The 15,841-nt window shown below is 68.4% G+C and carries 16 protein-coding genes and 1 tRNA gene; 1 reads left to right on the top strand and 16 read right to left on the bottom strand.

Going from position 1 to position 15,841, the window contains the following annotated elements:
• Positions 1 to 76: 76 nt before the first annotated feature.
• From K3U96_RS13175 to K3U96_RS13220, 10 genes are all read right to left on the bottom strand, one after another.
• The gene (locus K3U96_RS13175) at positions 77 to 1,384 is read right to left on the bottom strand and encodes an acyltransferase family protein (protein WP_220693515.1); all 1,308 of its coding nucleotides are present in this window, start codon (positions 1,382 to 1,384) and stop codon (positions 77 to 79) included.
• A 78-nt stretch (positions 1,385 to 1,462) separates the two neighbouring features.
• Positions 1,463 to 1,536 (bottom strand) — tRNA-Pro (locus K3U96_RS13180).
• A 35-nt stretch (positions 1,537 to 1,571) separates the two neighbouring features.
• The gene (locus K3U96_RS13185; protein ID WP_220693284.1) at positions 1,572 to 2,525 is read right to left on the bottom strand and encodes a sulfite exporter TauE/SafE family protein; all 954 of its coding nucleotides are present in this window, start codon (positions 2,523 to 2,525) and stop codon (positions 1,572 to 1,574) included.
• Positions 2,526 to 2,749: 224 nt separating this feature from the next.
• Positions 2,750 to 3,517, bottom strand: a complete 768-nt coding sequence (locus tag K3U96_RS13190; protein ID WP_220693516.1) for a sulfite exporter TauE/SafE family protein — start codon at positions 3,515 to 3,517, stop codon at positions 2,750 to 2,752.
• Positions 3,518 to 3,605: 88 nt separating this feature from the next.
• Positions 3,606 to 5,012, bottom strand: a complete 1,407-nt coding sequence (gene der, locus K3U96_RS13195; RefSeq protein WP_220693285.1) for a ribosome biogenesis GTPase Der — start codon at positions 5,010 to 5,012, stop codon at positions 3,606 to 3,608.
• Entirely contained in the window at positions 5,009 to 5,695 is a 687-nt protein-coding gene (cmk, locus tag K3U96_RS13200; protein WP_220693286.1) for a (d)CMP kinase, read from the bottom strand. The genes der and cmk overlap by 4 nt, the downstream gene beginning before the upstream one ends.
• On the bottom strand, positions 5,692 to 6,435 hold the full coding sequence (locus K3U96_RS13205; RefSeq protein ID WP_220693287.1) for a pseudouridine synthase: 744 nt from the start codon (positions 6,433 to 6,435) through the stop codon (positions 5,692 to 5,694). Before K3U96_RS13205 ends, cmk begins: the two co-directional genes overlap by 4 nt.
• Positions 6,428 to 7,138, bottom strand: a complete 711-nt coding sequence (scpB, locus tag K3U96_RS13210; RefSeq protein ID WP_220693288.1) for an SMC-Scp complex subunit ScpB — start codon at positions 7,136 to 7,138, stop codon at positions 6,428 to 6,430. The genes K3U96_RS13205 and scpB overlap by 8 nt, the downstream gene beginning before the upstream one ends.
• Positions 7,131 to 7,952 carry a segregation/condensation protein A gene (locus tag K3U96_RS13215; protein ID WP_220693289.1) on the bottom strand — a complete coding sequence of 274 codons (822 nt, stop codon included), beginning with the start codon at positions 7,950 to 7,952 and terminating at the stop codon, positions 7,131 to 7,133. The genes scpB and K3U96_RS13215 overlap by 8 nt, the downstream gene beginning before the upstream one ends.
• Entirely contained in the window at positions 7,949 to 8,803 is an 855-nt protein-coding gene (locus K3U96_RS13220) for a ParA family protein (RefSeq protein WP_069407027.1), read from the bottom strand. The genes K3U96_RS13215 and K3U96_RS13220 overlap by 4 nt, the downstream gene beginning before the upstream one ends.
• Positions 8,804 to 8,943: 140 nt before the next feature.
• Between K3U96_RS13220 and K3U96_RS13225 the strand changes: the two genes are divergently transcribed.
• On the top strand, positions 8,944 to 9,699 hold the full coding sequence (locus K3U96_RS13225) for an O-methyltransferase (protein WP_069407028.1): 756 nt from the start codon (positions 8,944 to 8,946) through the stop codon (positions 9,697 to 9,699).
• On the opposite strand, the gene xerD is transcribed toward K3U96_RS13225, so the two are convergent.
• The 6 genes from xerD to K3U96_RS13255 all read right to left on the bottom strand — a co-directional run bounded on the left by xerD (position 9,700) and on the right by K3U96_RS13255 (position 15,839).
• Positions 9,700 to 10,626, bottom strand: coding sequence for a site-specific tyrosine recombinase XerD (gene xerD, locus K3U96_RS13230; RefSeq protein ID WP_220693517.1), 927 nt, complete (start codon positions 10,624 to 10,626; stop codon positions 9,700 to 9,702). It abuts the gene before it with no gap.
• Positions 10,627 to 10,676: 50 nt separating this feature from the next.
• Complete coding sequence (locus K3U96_RS13235; RefSeq protein WP_220693290.1) at positions 10,677 to 11,297, bottom strand: NUDIX domain-containing protein; 621 nt, start codon at positions 11,295 to 11,297, stop codon at positions 10,677 to 10,679.
• A complete protein-coding gene (gene pyrG / locus K3U96_RS13240) occupies positions 11,290 to 13,065 on the bottom strand; it encodes a CTP synthase (RefSeq protein WP_069407032.1) in 1,776 nt (591 codons plus the stop codon). The genes K3U96_RS13235 and pyrG overlap by 8 nt, the downstream gene beginning before the upstream one ends.
• Positions 13,066 to 13,241: 176 nt before the next feature.
• The gene (locus K3U96_RS13245) at positions 13,242 to 14,183 is read right to left on the bottom strand and encodes a copper transporter (RefSeq protein ID WP_220693291.1); all 942 of its coding nucleotides are present in this window, start codon (positions 14,181 to 14,183) and stop codon (positions 13,242 to 13,244) included.
• 9 nt (positions 14,184 to 14,192) lie between these two features.
• The gene (gene steA, locus K3U96_RS13250; RefSeq protein ID WP_220693292.1) at positions 14,193 to 15,377 is read right to left on the bottom strand and encodes a putative cytokinetic ring protein SteA; all 1,185 of its coding nucleotides are present in this window, start codon (positions 15,375 to 15,377) and stop codon (positions 14,193 to 14,195) included.
• Between the two features lie 81 nt (positions 15,378 to 15,458).
• A complete protein-coding gene (locus K3U96_RS13255) occupies positions 15,459 to 15,839 on the bottom strand; it encodes a VOC family protein (RefSeq protein ID WP_220693293.1) in 381 nt (126 codons plus the stop codon).
• Between the last annotated feature and the right edge of the window lie 2 nt (positions 15,840 to 15,841).

Consider the following 15,841-nt stretch of genomic DNA (forward strand, 5'->3'; position numbering starts at 1 on the left):
GCGGACGGCATTTAACATACATAGTGTTGCGTAATTGCGGATGCGTTTTGCGCGCCCTATGTCGGCTGTCTGAGTCTCAAGTCCTGGCGGGCAGGCAGATCCGGGCAGCGGCGGCTGCGCCGACGAAGCAGCCGAGCAAGGTCCAGCCTGCCGAGCCGGTCAGACCGTTCTTGGCCAGCAGCAGCAGCGCCACCCCGGCCGCGATCACCAGCACGCCCGCCGCCACGGATCGCGCGCCGGTGCCTGAAGCCGGTGCGTCCCACCAGGGCAGCCGGCGGTGCTCGAGCGGTGAGAGCAGGCGGAACATCGCCAACATCACCACCGCGAACACGGCGGCCCGCAGCGCCAGGCGACCCCAGAAGCCCGCTGCGTCAACGTCATAGGCGTCGAGTCCGACGGCGTGCAGTGAGAACGCGGCGATCGCGATCGCGACGATGTGCCACAGGTACAGCGTCATCGCTCCCCCGTTGCCGACGGCCACCACGTACCAGACGCGTGGCCGCTGTGCCCACCGCTGGATCGCGCCGGCCGCGGCGACGAATGCGCATGACATCCAGGTGCAGTGCAGGGCGAGCAGCAGGGTGGGCGGTGAAACGTTGGACAACTGCTCGGATCCGGTGACGACGAGTGACACCTCGTAGGGGCCGACCGTCGCCAGCGTGATCTGTGCGGCGAGCGCACCGACCGCAACCCCGAGCGCCGTCCGGCGGCCGATCAGCTTGCGCGCGTACGCGACGCCGATGACGACGGGAATGAGCCAGACGACGACGAAGTTGGCGACACCGGCCATGGCGGTGCCGGTCGCGATACGGATCGCGTCATTCAGCCCGGCCACAGCGACGAGACCGGCCACGACGACGGCGGTGACGCGGCCGCTGTCGAGGCGGGTCAGCAGCGGGACGAACGCGAGCACGACGAGGTAGACGCCGAGGAACCACAGCAGCGCGACGGATTCGCGGCCGAGATCGGCGGCCGATTCCGTGCCGAGGGTCAGCCGTACGGCGAATAGGGCTGCCGACCATACCGCGAGGTACCAGAACACCGGCCGGCACAGCCGTTGCGCACGGGTGAACAGCCACGCTCCCCAGGCCCGGCCGGTGTGCCAGCTGTAAGCTCCCGCGGCGCCGCCGGCCAGAAAGAACAGCGGCATGACCTGCACCACCCAGGTGACCGGGGCCAGCGCCGGGATCTCACCGAGGATGTTGCCGATCCGGACACCAGCGCTGTCGATGGTGGCCAGCAACAGTGCGCAGTGCCCGAAGATCACGACGACGAGCGCGCCCAACCGGGCGACGTCGATGGCACGGTCCCGATCCGGCGGGGTGTCGGCGGCGAACTTGTCGACGCGCGACAGGGGCCGGGACAGAGGCGGGGTCAGCGGCATGGGTTCAGCATGCCCGGACACACGGATGGCGGTCATGAGTAGTACTACGCGTCGCCGCCGAACAACAGAAACAAGCGGTCGGGCTGACAGGATTTGAACCTGCGACCACTTGACCCCCAGTCAAGTGCGCTACCAAACTGCGCCACAGCCCGCGGTGCTGCCGGGATCGCCGGCAGCGGTCGAAATCCTACCGCAGGGTGGTGGGCTCTCCCCAACCCGCCTTCGCCGTCGTCGCGGGCTCCCCGACCACTTCCGGCGTCTGCTCCTCGGGCACGAACCGCGGGGCGCGCGAAGTCCGCCACGCGACCACCAGCAGCGTCGCCCACGCCACGGTGATCGTCACGTAGACACCCGTCGACCACGGCCATTCGATGCCGAAGTAGTGCACCAATTTCTGGCTGTTGGTCAACACGATCACGCCGCCGACCGCTGTGCCCAGCAGCGCGGGGCTGATCCGGCTGACCAGCCAGGCTGCGAACGGCGCCGCGACCACCCCGCCGATCGCCAGGCCGGCCACGATCGGCAGGTTCGAGACGAACTCGTCACGCAGACCGATGACGAAACCCACCGACGCCGCCGCGGCCACCAGGAACTCCGATGCGCTTACCGAGCCGATCACCGTGCGCGGCGCGGTCTTGCCCCGCGACAGCAGCGTGCTCGTGGTCACTGGTCCCCATCCGCCGCCACCGGACGCGTCGATGAACCCACCGAACAGCCCCAACGGGCTGAGGAACCGAGCCCGATGCGGCGTCTCCCCGTGCCGCATCACCGGCGGGTTGCGCAACGAGAACCGCAGCAGCACATAGGCACCGATCGCCACCAGAATTCCCGCCATCAACGGCGCTGCCCGCTCGGTCGACAAGGACGACAACACTGTCGCTCCGGCGAACGCCCCCACCGCGCCGGGCACCCCGAGTTTCAGCACGATCGACCAGTCGATGTTCTTGAACCGCCAGTGCGAGAGCCCCGACGCCAACGTGGTGCCCACCTCGGCAAGGTGCACCGCGGCGCTGGCCTGCGCGGCCCCGACACCGCTCAACACCAGAAGCGTGGAGGCAGTGACGCCGAACGCCATGCCCAGTGCACCGTCGACCAACTGCGCGCCGACGCCTACGAGGGCGAAGATCAGAAGCGAACGCATAGGTTCGGCAGCTTTCGACTAGGAGGTCACAGGCAAGACGTGACCGGACGGACTCGTGGGGCGCGGGTCAGTTGCGCGCGCAACACCACTCGTCGAAAGCCATCAGCCGACGTGACGGCCAGAACGGCTCCAGCGCGCAGAGGGCCGACGGTGAAATGCGGAACTCGCGTTCAGCCACCTGTCTTCCTCTCGCATCGCGGATCCCCGCAGCTTACCCAAGACGTCTACACCGTCAGCAATCGGTACAGCCCGATTGTTCCCACCACGACGATCACCGCCCGCAGCGCGTTGGGCGACAGCCGGCGCCCGTAATGCGCACCGAGGTACCCGCCGACCAGCGAGCCGGCCGCGATCAACCCCGCCGCGGCCCAACTGATCCGGTCGAACGCGACGACGGTGTAGGCCGCCGCCGCGACGATGTTGACCACCAACGACAGCAGGTTCTTGGCCGCGTTCATCCGCTGCATGTCTTCGGGCAGCAGTACGCCCATCGCGGCGATCAGCATGATGCCCTGCGCGGCGGTGAAGTAGCCGCCGTAGACGCCGATCGCGAACGTCGCCGCCACCAGCGCCACCATCCGCCCGGCGGACACGTAGTCGGCGTCTCGCCCGCTCGCCTCGGCCCGCCGTCGCGCATAGGCCTGAATCCGCGGACCCACCACCACCAGCGCCAGCGCCGCCACCAGCAGCACCGGCACCACCTGCTCGAACACCGTCTCCGGCAGGTGCAGCAGCAGCCACGCGCCGAACCCCGCACCCACGAACGAGGCCGGCAGCTGCCACGCCAGCCGTCGCCACTGGCCGCGCAGTTCGCGCCGATACCCCCAGGTGCCCGAAACGCTGCCTGCGACCAAACCGACGGCGTTCGACATGGTCGCCGTCACCGGCGGATAGCCCAACGTCACCAGGGTGGGGAACGTGATCAACGTGCCCGAGCCGACCAGCGCGTTGATCGCACCGGCGCCGACGCCGGCCAACGCGATCAAGATCATGTCGACGACGGGCACTGCGTCACCCTAATCCGCAGCGATTTGTGGAGCCGCAGCCGCGGTGAGCGCGGTTAGAACTCCACAAATCGCATCAGCGGGAGCGGGCGCCGCGCTTTTCCCGCACCCGCACATTGATGCGGATCGGGCTGCCCTCGAACCCGAACGTCTCGCGCAGCCGCCGCTCGAGGAATCGCCGGTAGCCCGCCTCGAGGAATCCGGTGGTGAACAACACGAACGTCGGCGGACGCGCGGCGGCCTGGGTGGCGAACAGGATGCGGGGCTGCTTACCGCCGCGCACCGGCGGCGGGTGCGCCGCGACGACTTCCTTGACGAACGTGTTCAGCCGCCCCGTCGACACCCGGGTGTCCCAGGACTCCAGCGACTGTTCCAGCGCGGGCACCAGCTTCTGCACCGCCCGACCGGTCTTGGCCGAGATGTTGACGCGCGGCGCCCATTGCAGCTGTGCCAACTCGCGGTCGATCTCGCGGTCCAGCAGGTAGCGACGGTCATCGTCGACCAAGTCCCACTTGTTGAACGCCAGCACCAGCGCCCGGCCGGCCTCGATCACCATCGACAGCACCCGCTGGTCCTGCTCGGTCAACGGCTGCGACGCGTCGATCAACACGATGACCACCTCGGCGGCGTCGATCGCGCCGTGCGTGCGCACCGAGGCGTAGAACTCGTGCCCGCTGGCCTGACCGACCTTGCGCCGCAGCCCCGCGGTGTCGATGAACCGCCACAGCTTGCCGTCCATCTCGATCAGCGAGTCGACGGGGTCCACCGTCGTTCCGGCGACGTCGTGAACCACCGACCGCTCGTCGCCGGCAAGCCGGTTCAGCAGCGAGCTCTTGCCGACGTTCGGCTTGCCCACCAACGCGACTCGGCGCGGCCCTCCCCCGCCCGAGGCCAGCTCGGACACCGCGGGCAGCGCGTCGATGACGTTGTCCAGCAGATCGGCCACGCCGCGGCCGTGCATCGCGCTGATCAGGTTTGGTTCGCCGAGACCCAGCGACCACAACTCCGCGGCGTCGGCTTCCCCGCGCTCGCTGTCAACCTTGTTGGCCGCCAGGAAAACCGGCTTGCCCGAGCGCTGCAACAACCGGGCCGCCGCCTCGTCGGCCGTCGTCGCACCAACCACGGCGTCGACCACGAAGATGATCGCGTCGGCGGTGCGCATCGCCACCGCCGCCTGTTCGGCCACCAACTGCTGCAAACCCTTGGCGTCGGGTTCCCAACCGCCGGTGTCCTGCACCACAAACCGCCGACCCGACCAGACCGCGTCGTAGGACACCCGGTCGCGGGTCACGCCGGGCACGTCCTGCACCACCGCCTGGCGCCGGCCCAGGATCCGGTTCACCAACGTCGACTTGCCGACGTTGGGGCGGCCGACGACCGCGACCACCGGCGGTGCCGCCGCGGCCTCCTCGATCGCCTCGGACACGTCGGCGGCGCTGACCTGCCAGTCGCTTTCGTCGGTCCACGTGCCGTCGTCGGTCATTGGGTCGCCCCCGCCCGGTCCCGAACCAGCTGCAACAGCTGCGCGACGGCCTCGGACGCCGACATGTCGCTGGTGTCGACCACCACAGCGTCGTCGGCGGCCTGCAACGGCGACACCGGGCGGGTGGAGTCCAAGTGGTCGCGGCGCTGCACATCGGCCAGCACCGACTCGTAGTCGTCGGCTCTTCCGGCGGCCACGTTCTGTGCGTTGCGCCGCCGGGCGCGCTCCTGTGCCGAGGCGGTCAGGAAAATCTTCACGTCGGCATCGGGCAGCACCACGGTGCCGATGTCGCGACCCTCCACCACGACGCTGCCGGGGCCCGACGCCAGTTCTCGTTGCAGCCCGACGAGCCGGGCCCGCACCGCGGGCACCGCCGACACCGCCGAGACCGCCTTGGTCACCGCGTCACCGCGGATCTCGGCCGAAACGTCTTCTGCATCAAGGTATGCCTTGTCCTCGTCGGGGCTGTATCCGACCGACAGCGGCACATCCCGCGCGGCCACCTCGATGGCCGGCGTGTCATGCAGGTCCACCCCTGCGCGCACCACGGCCAGCGTCACGATCCGGTACATCGCCCCGGTGTCGAGATAGCGTGCGTCCAGCGCACGCGCCAAACCCCTTGACACCGTGGACTTTCCGGTCCCCGCAGGGCCGTCGACGGCGACCACGAGCGGCCGGCTCACAGTCCGACCGCCTTGTACAGCTCGCCGAGTTCCTTCTGCGTGAGCACCCGGATGCTGCCGGGCCGCTGGTCGCCCAGCGACACCGAGCCGATGTCGGTGCGCACCAGTTCCTGCACCGGATAGCCGACCGCGGCCAGCAGTCGACGCACGATCCGCTTGCGTCCCTCGTGCAGCGTCAGCCGCACCAGCGTCTTGCCGGGCACCTTGTCGACGACGGCAAAATCGTCCACGCGCACGGGGCCGTCGTCGAGTTCGACACCGGAGCGCAGCTTTTTCCCCAACCCGCGCGGCACCGTGCCCAGCACGGTCGCCAGATACGTCTTGGGCACCTCGTAGGAGGGATGCATCAACCGGTGCGCCAGCTCACCCTCGTTGGTCAGCAACATCAACCCTTCGGTATCGGCGTCGAGTCGCCCGACGTGAAAGAGCTTCTTGTTGCCCCGCACCCGGTGCGCGACCAGATCGCCGACGCACGGCCGGCCCCGATCGTCAGACATCGTCGAGTGCATGCCCTTGGGTTTGTTGATCGCCAAGTGCACCAGCGTGTCATCCAGCGTCACCTTCGCGCCGTCGACGCGGATCACCGACACGTCCGGGTCGACCCGCGTGCCCAACTCGGTGACCACCTGCCCGTCCACCTCGACCCGACCGTCGATGATCATCTTCTCGGCGACGCGACGTGAAGCAATTCCGGCCTGGGACAACACTTTCTGCAGCCGCACGCCGTCGGGTTCAGCCATCCGAATCCTGGTCCACATCAATAGGCATCGGCTGCTCGGGCGAGGGCGCCCCGTTGAGCTTCCGGAAACGCGGCTCGTCGTGCAGTGATTCGCTCAGGTCGTCGATCACGTCGACGTCGGGAAGCAGCGGCGCGATGTCGGGCAGATCGGCCAGCGACGTCAGGCCCAGCCGCTCCAGGAACAACTCGGTGGTGGCGAAGGTCACCGCGCCGGAGTCCGGATCGTTGCCGGCTTCGGTGATCAGCCCGCGCGCCACCAGGGTGCGGATCACCGCGTCGACGTTGACGCCGCGCACCGCGCTGACCCGCGCCCGGGTCACCGGCTGCCGGTAGGCGATGACCGCCAGCGTCTCCAGCGCGGCCCGGGTCAGCTTCGAGCGCGCCCCGTCGAGCAACAGCCGTTCGACGTAGGGCGCATAGCGGGCCCGGGTGTACATCCGCCATCCGCCGCCGGCCTCGCGCAGGTCGATGCCGCTGTCGCGGGCGGTGAGCTGCACGGCCATCGACTGCAGCTTTTCGGCCACCCGGTGGGCGGGCTGTTCGGTCGCCACGGCGAGCTGCTCGACGGTCACCGGGGTGTCGACCACCAACAACAGTGCCTCCAGCGCCGCGCCGAGTTCGGAATCCTCCAACTCGGGCGCGGTCGCGACGTCGATGCCGAGGTCGGCATCGATCACGAGGTCGGCGTGGTGATCGTCAGTCATAGTGGTCTACTTCCGCCGCGAGGTGCTGTTCGGTGGGGCGTTCCCCGGTCCACGAAATTTGGAGTACACCAAGCGGTTCTGGTTGTTCGAATGCTACTGCCCTCGCGCGGTACAGCTCGAGCAGCGCCAGGAACCGGCCGACGATCTCGATCGGTGCCGCACAGTCGGCCACCAAATCGCGAAACGACGCCCACTGCCCCACCCCGCGGCTCTGCAGCAGCCCCATCAGGTTAGCGACCTGCTCGGGCACCGACACCGCCACCTGGTGCAGATGATCGGTGCCCACGCTGGGCACCGGCCGCGGCGTGAAGGCCGCCGCCGCGATCTGCGCGAAGCTGTCGGCGTCGACGCCGAGCATCACTTCGGGCAGCAGCTCCTGGTAGCGGTCCTCCAGTGCCACCGCGCGCGGGTAGCTGCGCAGCGCGGCGGCCTCGAGTTCGGCGAACATCTCCGCGACGTGTTTGAACGCCCGGTACTGCAGCAGCCGCGCGAACAGCAGGTCCCGCACCTCGAGGAGTTCGAGGTCCTCCTCGTCGTGGACCTCACCGGCGGGCAGCAGCCGGGCGGCCTTCAGGTCGAGCAGGGTCGCGGCGACCACCAGGAACGCGGTGGTCTCGTCGAGGTCGAGCTGTCGGCCGATGGCCTTGGTGTAGGCGATGAAGTCGTCGGTCACCTGATGCAGCGCGACCTCGGTGACGTCGAGGCGGTGGGCGAAGATCAGTTGCAGCAGCAGATCGAAGGGACCCTCGAAATTGCTCAGCCGGACCTGGAACCCCGCCTGTTCCGATTGGTCCGGTTGGGTCTGGGCGTTCACGCGCCAAACCGGTCGATGACTTCGCGAGCCAACGACCGATAGGCCACGGCACCAGTGGATTTCGGCGCCCAGGTGGTGATCGGCTCACCGGCCACACTTGTCTCCGGGAAACGCACCGTGCGGGTGATCACGGTGTCGAACACCAGGTCGCCGAACCGCTCCACAACTCTGGCCATCACTTCGCGCGAGTTTACGGTGCGCGGGTCATACCGGGTGATGAGGATGCCGCTGATCGACAGCTTGGGGTTCAGCCGGTCGTGCACCTTCTCCACGGTGTCGGTCAGCAACGCCAGCCCGCGCAGCGAGAAGAATTCGCACTCGGTCGGGATGATCACCCCGTCGCTGCACGCCAGCCCGTTGACGGTGAGCAGGCCCAGCGACGGCTGGCAGTCGATCAGCACATAGTCGTAGCGGTCCAGCACCGGGTACAACGCGCGGGCCAGCGACTGCTCGCGGCCCACCTCGTTGACCAGCTGGATCTCGGCCGCCGACAGGTCGATGTTGCTGGGCACCAGGTCCATGCCCTTGACGCGGGTGTTGACGAGCACGTCGTCGATCGACACCCGCGGTTCGACGAGCAGGTTGTGCACGGTGTGCTCGAGTTCGTAGTGCGGCACCCCCAGCCCCGCCGACAGCGCGCCCTGCGGGTCCAGGTCCACCAGCAACACCCGGCGGCCGTACTCGGCAAGGGAAGCGCCAAGGTTGATGGTCGACGTGGTCTTGCCGACGCCGCCCTTCTGGTTGCACATCGCGATGACCTTGGCCGGGCCGTGCACCGACTTGGGTTTGGGTTCGGGGACGGGTCGCGGCGGACGACCGGTCAGGCCCACCGCGGTTTCGTCGTCGCTCATGCGCGACCACCGCTGGTCAGGCTCCGCACCCGCATGGCGAACATCCGGGCAAGTTTAACGGGACAAGCGTGCCTGGTCAGGCAGACCCGCTGGGCAACGTGCGGGCCGATCGGGCTGCGGGTGCCACATAGGGTGTCGCCATGAGCCTGAAGCAGAAACTTCCGTTCCTTCGCTGGTCGGTCTGGCGCTTCGCGTTGGGGATGCCCGGCTTCGCGAAAACGGGTCAGATCGGCGACGGCCGTGAGCAGGCATGCGCGGCGTTCGTGGAGCAACACGCGCGCCGCGGTGACGTCGACGACGTGCTGTCGGCCATGGACGACTTCGCCTACAAGAAGTCGATGCTGATGAACGTCGGCGACGAAAAGGGCGCCCTGCTCGACGCCGCCGTCCGCCGCGCCGATCCGCGCCTGGTCCTCGAACTCGGCACCTACTGCGGATACGGCGCGCTGCGGCTGGCCCGTGCGGCGCCGTCGGCCAGGGTGGTCTCCGTCGAATTCTCCGCCGCGAACGCCGAGGTGGCGCGGCGCATCTGGGCGCACGCCGGCGTCGACGACCGGGTCACGTGCGTGGTGGGAACGCTCGGCGACGGCGGCACGACCCTCGACGTGCTGGCCACCGAACACGGCTTCACCGCGGGCACATTGGACGTGATGTTCATCGACCACGACAAACGCGCGTACCTCACGGATCTGCAGAGCGTGCTCGACCGCGGGTGGCTGCACACCGGATCGATCGTCGTCGCCGACAACGTCCGGATTCCCGGCGCCCCGAAGTACCGCGCGTACATGGCCGATCAGCAGGACAAGCTGTGGCGCACCGTCGAACACAAGACCCACGTCGAGTACCAGTCGATGCTGCCCGACCTGGTACTGGAGTCGGAGTACCTGGGCGGGTGACTAGCGGGCCCGCGGATGGGCGCCCGCCCACACCTCCCGCAGCGCGGTGACGGTCACCATCGTGTAGATCTGCGTCGTGGTGACCGAGGCGTGGCCCAGCAGCTCCTGCACCACGCGCACGTCCGCGCCGCCGTCGAGCAGGTGCGTGGCGAAGGAGTGCCGCAGCACGTGTGGCGACACCGCGGCGGTGATGCCGGCCCGCTGCGCGGCGGCCTGCAGCACCTGCCACGCGCTCTGCCGCGACAGCCGCCCGCCGCGGGCGTTGAGGAAGATCGCCGGGGTGCCCCTGCCGCGGCGCGCCAGCTCGGGCCTGCCCCGCACGAAGTACGCGTCCAACGCGGTGACCGCGGGTCGGCCGATCGGCACCAGCCGGTGCTTGCCGCCCTTGCCGCGTAACAACACCGACCGGGCGGTGGTGTCGACGTCGTCGACGTCGAGCCCGACGGCTTCGGAGATGCGGGCGCCGGTCGAGTACAGCACCTCCAGCAGCGCCCGGTTGCGCAGCGTCAACGGCCCGTCGGCCTCGCTGTCCCCGCCTGCGGCCTCCAGCAGCGCCAGCACCTCGTCGATCGTGAGGCTTTTGGGCAGCCGCCGGCTCGGGGTCGGCGGTTTGACGGCCGAGGCCACGTCGACCGCGGTGAGGCCCTCGGCGGCGGCGAACCGGTGCAAGCCGCGCACCGCGATCAGCGCCCGCGCCGCCGATACCGCCGAGAGGGCGACCGTTCCGGCGTCGGGGTCTCCGCGGCGCAGCGCGACAAGGAAGTCGCTGACGTCGGTTTCGCTCACCCGGGCCAGATCGTCGATCCCGCGCAACGTCAGGTGGGCGGTGTAGCGGCGCAGGTCGCGCCGATACGAGCTCAACGTGTTGGCCGCCACGCCGCGCTCGATGGTCAGGTGGTCGAGGTAACCCTGCACCTGATCTTCCAGCGCCGTGCGCAAAGTCGATGAGCCGCTTTTTCGAAGAGAATGTGAGGTGGTCACAACATGCCCTTGCGGCGGGCAAAGGCGGTCGGCCGGTCGATCCACGGCGTGTCGACGGGTCGCAACGCAGCCGAATCCTCTACCGCGTGCGCGGTCATGATCCCGCCCACCGCAATGGAATTGACGATCTCACCGAACAGCACCATCTGCACCGCCTGTTCCAGCGGGTACCACTGCAGCTTCAGGTCGGCTTCCTCGTCGTGGGCTTCGGGTCGGCCGACGTCGGTCAACCCGGTGGCCAGATACACTCGCACGCTCTCGTCGGACGTGCCCGGCGCCGAGTCGAGGTCGACGAGGGTGTGCCACGTCGTCGCGGCCAGGCCGGCCTCTTCCTTCAGTTCGCGTGCGGCGGTGAGGTGTGGCGGTTCGCCGCCGACGTCCAGCAGACCGGCGGGCAGTTCCCACAGCCGTCTGCCGAACGGGTGACGGTACTGGTAGACCAGCATGACGTTGCGGTCCTCGTCCATCGCCAGGACCGCCACCGCCCCGAAGTGCTCGACCACCTCGCGGCGCGCGGTGTGGCCGCCGGGCATCCGCACCTCGTCGCCGCGCAGGGCGAAGATCTTGCCGACGTAGAGGGTCTCGGAGGCGACGGTCTCGAAGTCGTGCTCAGCCACGGACTTGGGACTTTTGCAGTTCGGGCTCCTGCAGCAGTTGCCCGATCTCTTCGGGATGCTCGGCTCCGTTTGCATGTTCCGGAATGTCCATCCCCGGAAGCCGTTCCTCTGCCTTGTAGTTCAGCGCTGCGCCGACGAACGCGGCGAACAGCGGGTGCGGTCGGGTGGGTCGGCTCTTGAGTTCCGGATGGGCCTGGGTGCCGACTAGGAACGGATGGATGTCCCGGTCGTACTCGACGAACTCGACCAGGTGGCCGTCCGGTGAGGTGCCGGAGAACCGCAGCCCGCTTTCGGCGATGCGGTCCCGGTAGGCGTTGTTGACCTCGTAGCGGTGCCGGTGCCGCTCGGATACCTCGGTGGTCTCGTATGCCTGCGCCACAATCGATTCCGGGGTCAGCACCGCCGGATAGGCACCCAGCCGCATGGTGCCGCCCAGATCGGCCGCACCTGAGACCGCGTCCTGTTGGTCGGCCATTGTGGAGATCACCGGTTCGGGGGTCGTCGGGTCGAACTCGGCCGAGTTGGCTTCGGTCAGCCCGACCGAGCGCGCCGCCTCGATGACGATGCACTGCAACCCCAGGCACAGCCCCAGCACCGGCAGCTTGCGTTTGCGCGCATAGTTGATGGCGCCGATCTTGCCTTCGATACCGCGGATGCCGAACCCGCCGGGGATGAGCACCGCGTGCACATCGTCGAGCGCGGCGGCCACCCCGCTCTCGGTTTCGCAGTCATCGGAGGCGACCCAGCGCATCTCCACCTTCGCGCGGTGCTTGAACCCGCCGGCGCGCAACGCCTCGGCCACCGAAAGGTAGGCGTCGGACAGGTCGATGTACTTACCCACCAAGGCGATTCGCACCGTTTCGTGGGGTTCGTGGACACGCTGGAGCAGATCGTTCCACTGCGTCCAGTCGACATCGCGGAACGCCAGGTTCAGCCGGCGCACCACGTAGGCGTCGAGCTCCTCCCGGTGCAGCACCTTGGGGATGTCGTAGATCGACGGGGCGTCCGGGGTGGAGATCACGCCGTCGACGTCGACGTCGCACATCAGCGCGATCTTGTTCTTCAGCGGTTCGGGCACGTCGCGGTCGCAGCGCAGGATCAACGCGTCGGGGGTGATACCGATACTGCGCAGCGCGGCCACCGAATGTTGCGTCGGCTTGGTCTTCAGCTCACCGGAGGGCGCCATGTAGGGCACCAGCGAGCAGTGCAAGAAGAAGCAGTTCTCCCGGCCGACCTCGTGGCGGACCTGGCGCGCGGCCTCGAGGAACGGCAGCGATTCGATATCGCCGACGGTGCCGCCGATCTCGGTGATGACCACGTCGGGCCGGTAGCCGTCGGGGTCGGGTTCGGCCATCGCCACGATGCGCCGTTTGATCTCGTCGGTGATGTGCGGGATCACCTGCACGGTGTCGCCGAGGTACTCGCCGCGGCGCTCTTTGGCGATCACCGTCGAATAGACCTGTCCGGTGGTGACATTGGCCGAGCCGGTCAGGTTGCGGTCCAGGAACCGCTCGTAGTGCCCGACGTCGAGGTCGGTTTCGGCGCCGTCCTCGGTGACGAACACCTCGCCGTGCTGGAACGGGTTCATCGTGCCCGGGTCGACGTTGAGGTAGGGGTCGAGTTTCTGCATGGTCACGCGCAGTCCCCGCGCGGTCAGCAGCTGGCCCAGGCTCGACGCGGTCAAACCCTTGCCGAGGGAAGAAACGACTCCGCCCGTTACGAAGAGGTGCTTGGTGGCGGTTTGCGGGTGCTTGCGTAACGCGGGCAAGAGCAACCTCCGTGATGACAGGCAGGGCTTACTTTTCTAGGCCGTTCCTAGAGCTTGGGGCCTGCCGACCCACGGAACCCCACCCTAACACCGAGGGCGACACCGCGGCAGAGACGCGCCGACGGCCGGAGCGGCGCTGACGCGCCGTCGTGGGGTACCGGGGTTGGCGGGGAGGGTCACTGTGGGACGGTGACCGCGGTGGCGCCCGACCCGATGCCGTACTGGCCGGGCCCTGCGCCGTTGATGAGGTCGCTGAGCGCCAGCACCGAGGTGATCCGACCGGCCTCGATGTCGATGTCGTCGACGGTGCTCACCGCCGAGTTCAGCGCCGCGTCCGAGCGGGCCACGGCGACCGCCGCGGTGCCCGACGCCGAGCCGTCCCGGCCGACGAGCACGGTGCCCGAGCCGTGCGGGGCCAACCCCGCGGCGAACCGGGCGACGGTGGACCCGCGGTTTCCGGCGTCCTCGCCAAGGGCGCCTCCGGTGACGACCAGCGCGGTGTTGGCCGCACCGACCCGTTGGTCCCCGTAGGTGATGAAGCCGGTGTCGCGCAGCGTCGTCAGCACGGTGTCGCGCTGCATGTCGTCGACCGGTGACGCCTTGGGATCCTTATCGATCAGCAGGGCGATGCCCAACAGGTCACCCGCCTGCGAACCCTGATCCACCGAGGCGGTGCTCAGCTGCTTTCCAGCGGGCACGATCGGCGAGTTCACCACCGACAACAGCTTTTCCGCGGAGTTGGCGGTGACGAATTCCTGGGTCAGCGCGACGGTCCCGGTGACCGACCCGCCGGCCTGGTTGATCAGCCGGGTCAGCGCCTCGACGTCGTCGTCGACGGCATCGGGGGTGCGAAACAGCACCACCGACCTGTCCTTCATCGTATCGCCGAGGATGCGTGGGGACACCTGCGCATCGAATTCGTTGGCGGCGCCCAGCTTTTCGTTGAGCGCGTTCTTGTCGGTGTTCAGCGTGTCGATCTGGTCCTGCAGGCCGCGCTTGTCGTTCTGCAGGCCCGACAGCACGGTGTTGGACAGCAGGCCAGAGCCCAGCGCCACGCCGATCGCCAAGGCGAGAAAGACGGCGGCAAGTGAGATCGCATGTGAGCGTAGGGAAATCACGCCGGGCTCCTAGGTGACCCAGCCCTGTACCCAGAGCAGGAACCGGTTCCAGTAATCGGCGACCCAGTCCAGCAGGGGGGCGTCGGCGCGGGCCACCCACAGGGCGACGATCACCGCGATCAGCATGGCCAGTACCAGCAGGGCGATCGCTCCGCCGGAAACCCGGCTGCGGTACAGCGTGGCGACGGCCTTGGCGTCGACGAGCTTCTCCCCCACCTTGAGCCGGGTCAGGAACGTCGAGGGGTTGCTCTGCTGACGTGAGCGGTCGAAGAACTCCTCGATGCTCGCGCTGTGGCCGGCGGTGACGATCAGCGAGGCGCCGTGGTGATCGCACAGCAGCAGCGCCAGATCGGCGGCCGACCCGGCCGCGGGGAACGTCATCGCGCCCACGCCCAGGTCCTGGATCCGTTCCAGCCCGGGCGCGTGGCCGTCGGCGTCGGCGGGAAGGACCACCTGCGCACCGCAGCGCAGCACCTCGGCGGTCATCTTGTCGGGGTCGCCGACGATGAGCTGCGGGCGATACCCGGCCTTGCGCAGCACGTCGGCGCCGGAGCCGACACCGATGAGCACCGGTTGGTACTCCTTGATGAACGGTTTGAGCGCCTTGAGGTCGGCGATCGCGCTGTTGTCCTCGGCGACGATCACCACGTGCCGGCGGTTGAGGTCCACGTCGATGTCGGGGATGCCGATGCCGTCGATGAGCAGCGGGCTCTCGCTGCGGATGAACTCGATCGTGTTGCCCGCGAACGCCTCGAGGTGGGCCACCAACCCGCTCTTGGCCTCGTGCATCAACTCGTGGATGTCGTGATCGGTGCGCTCGACCCCTTGCACCAGCAGCTTGTCCCCCGAGTACACCCCGCCCTCGTGCAACCGAACCCGGGCGCCGTCCTTGACCTTCTTGAACACCTCGTCGCCGGTGTTGTCGAACAACGTCACGCCGTTGACGACCAGGACCTCGGGCCCGAGGTTGGGGTAGCGCCCGGAGATCGACGGCGACGCGTTGACGACCGCGGTGACGCCGGCTTCCACGAGCGCATCGGCGGTGATCCGGTCCAGATCCAGCGCGTCGATGACGACGATGTCGCCCGGCGTTATTCGTCGGAGCAGCCTCTCGATGTCGCGATCGACCCGGGCCGTGCCGGTGATGCCCGGGCGTGAGCTGGCATTACGAGATAGCAGGGCAGACATCTTCATGCGCCGATTCTGTCGAGACGGGGCCGCGATCCGTCGGAGGCGCGCCGTATCATCTGTCCCTTTTGTCACATGAGTAACACGTCACCGGAACGGTTCGAACAGTTCCACGAGATTTCCGGCGGGGTCGCAGACCAGCGCTTGTCGCCCACCCCGGCCGGTGATCACGTCAGCGCGAAGCGGCACCCCGGCATCGGCGAGCTTGGACACGGCGTCGTCGAGGTCGTCCACCTCCAGCTGAAATCGATTCCAGCCACCGGGAACCGGTTGGCTGCCGTCGCTGAGCGGCTGACCCGCGCCGCCTCCGCCGCCGGGGGCGTTCAGCAGGAGCCGCAGTTCGTCGCGACGGAGCATGGCGAACCCGGGTGCGGGGCGCATGGCCACCTCGAACTGCAGGGCGGTGGCGTAGAACTGCACGGCGGCATCGACGTCGTCCACGATGTAACGAACACTTATACCAGTCATCT

Origin of the sequence: Mycolicibacterium holsaticum DSM 44478 = JCM 12374 (assembly GCF_019645835.1) — a bacterium.
GTDB lineage: Bacteria > Actinomycetota > Actinomycetes > Mycobacteriales > Mycobacteriaceae > Mycobacterium > Mycobacterium holsaticum.

Coding starts and splice junctions, on each gene's coding strand:
- K3U96_RS13175 (WP_220693515.1), bottom strand. CDS start 1,384: ATGCCGCTGACCCCGCCTCTGTCCCGGCCCCTGTCGCGCGTCGACAAG.
- K3U96_RS13185 (WP_220693284.1), bottom strand. CDS start 2,525: ATGCGTTCGCTTCTGATCTTCGCCCTCGTAGGCGTCGGCGCGCAGTTG.
- K3U96_RS13190 (WP_220693516.1), bottom strand. CDS start 3,517: ATGATCTTGATCGCGTTGGCCGGCGTCGGCGCCGGTGCGATCAACGCG.
- der (WP_220693285.1), bottom strand. CDS start 5,012: ATGACCGACGACGGCACGTGGACCGACGAAAGCGACTGGCAGGTCAGC.
- K3U96_RS13205 (WP_220693287.1), bottom strand. CDS start 6,435: ATGGCTGAACCCGACGGCGTGCGGCTGCAGAAAGTGTTGTCCCAGGCC.
- scpB (WP_220693288.1), bottom strand. CDS start 7,138: ATGACTGACGATCACCACGCCGACCTCGTGATCGATGCCGACCTCGGC.
- K3U96_RS13220 (WP_069407027.1), bottom strand. CDS start 8,803: ATGAGCGACGACGAAACCGCGGTGGGCCTGACCGGTCGTCCGCCGCGA.
- K3U96_RS13225 (WP_069407028.1), top strand. CDS start 8,944: ATGAGCCTGAAGCAGAAACTTCCGTTCCTTCGCTGGTCGGTCTGGCGC.
- steA (WP_220693292.1), bottom strand. CDS start 15,377: ATGAAGATGTCTGCCCTGCTATCTCGTAATGCCAGCTCACGCCCGGGC.
- K3U96_RS13255 (WP_220693293.1), bottom strand. CDS start 15,839: ATGACTGGTATAAGTGTTCGTTACATCGTGGACGACGTCGATGCCGCC.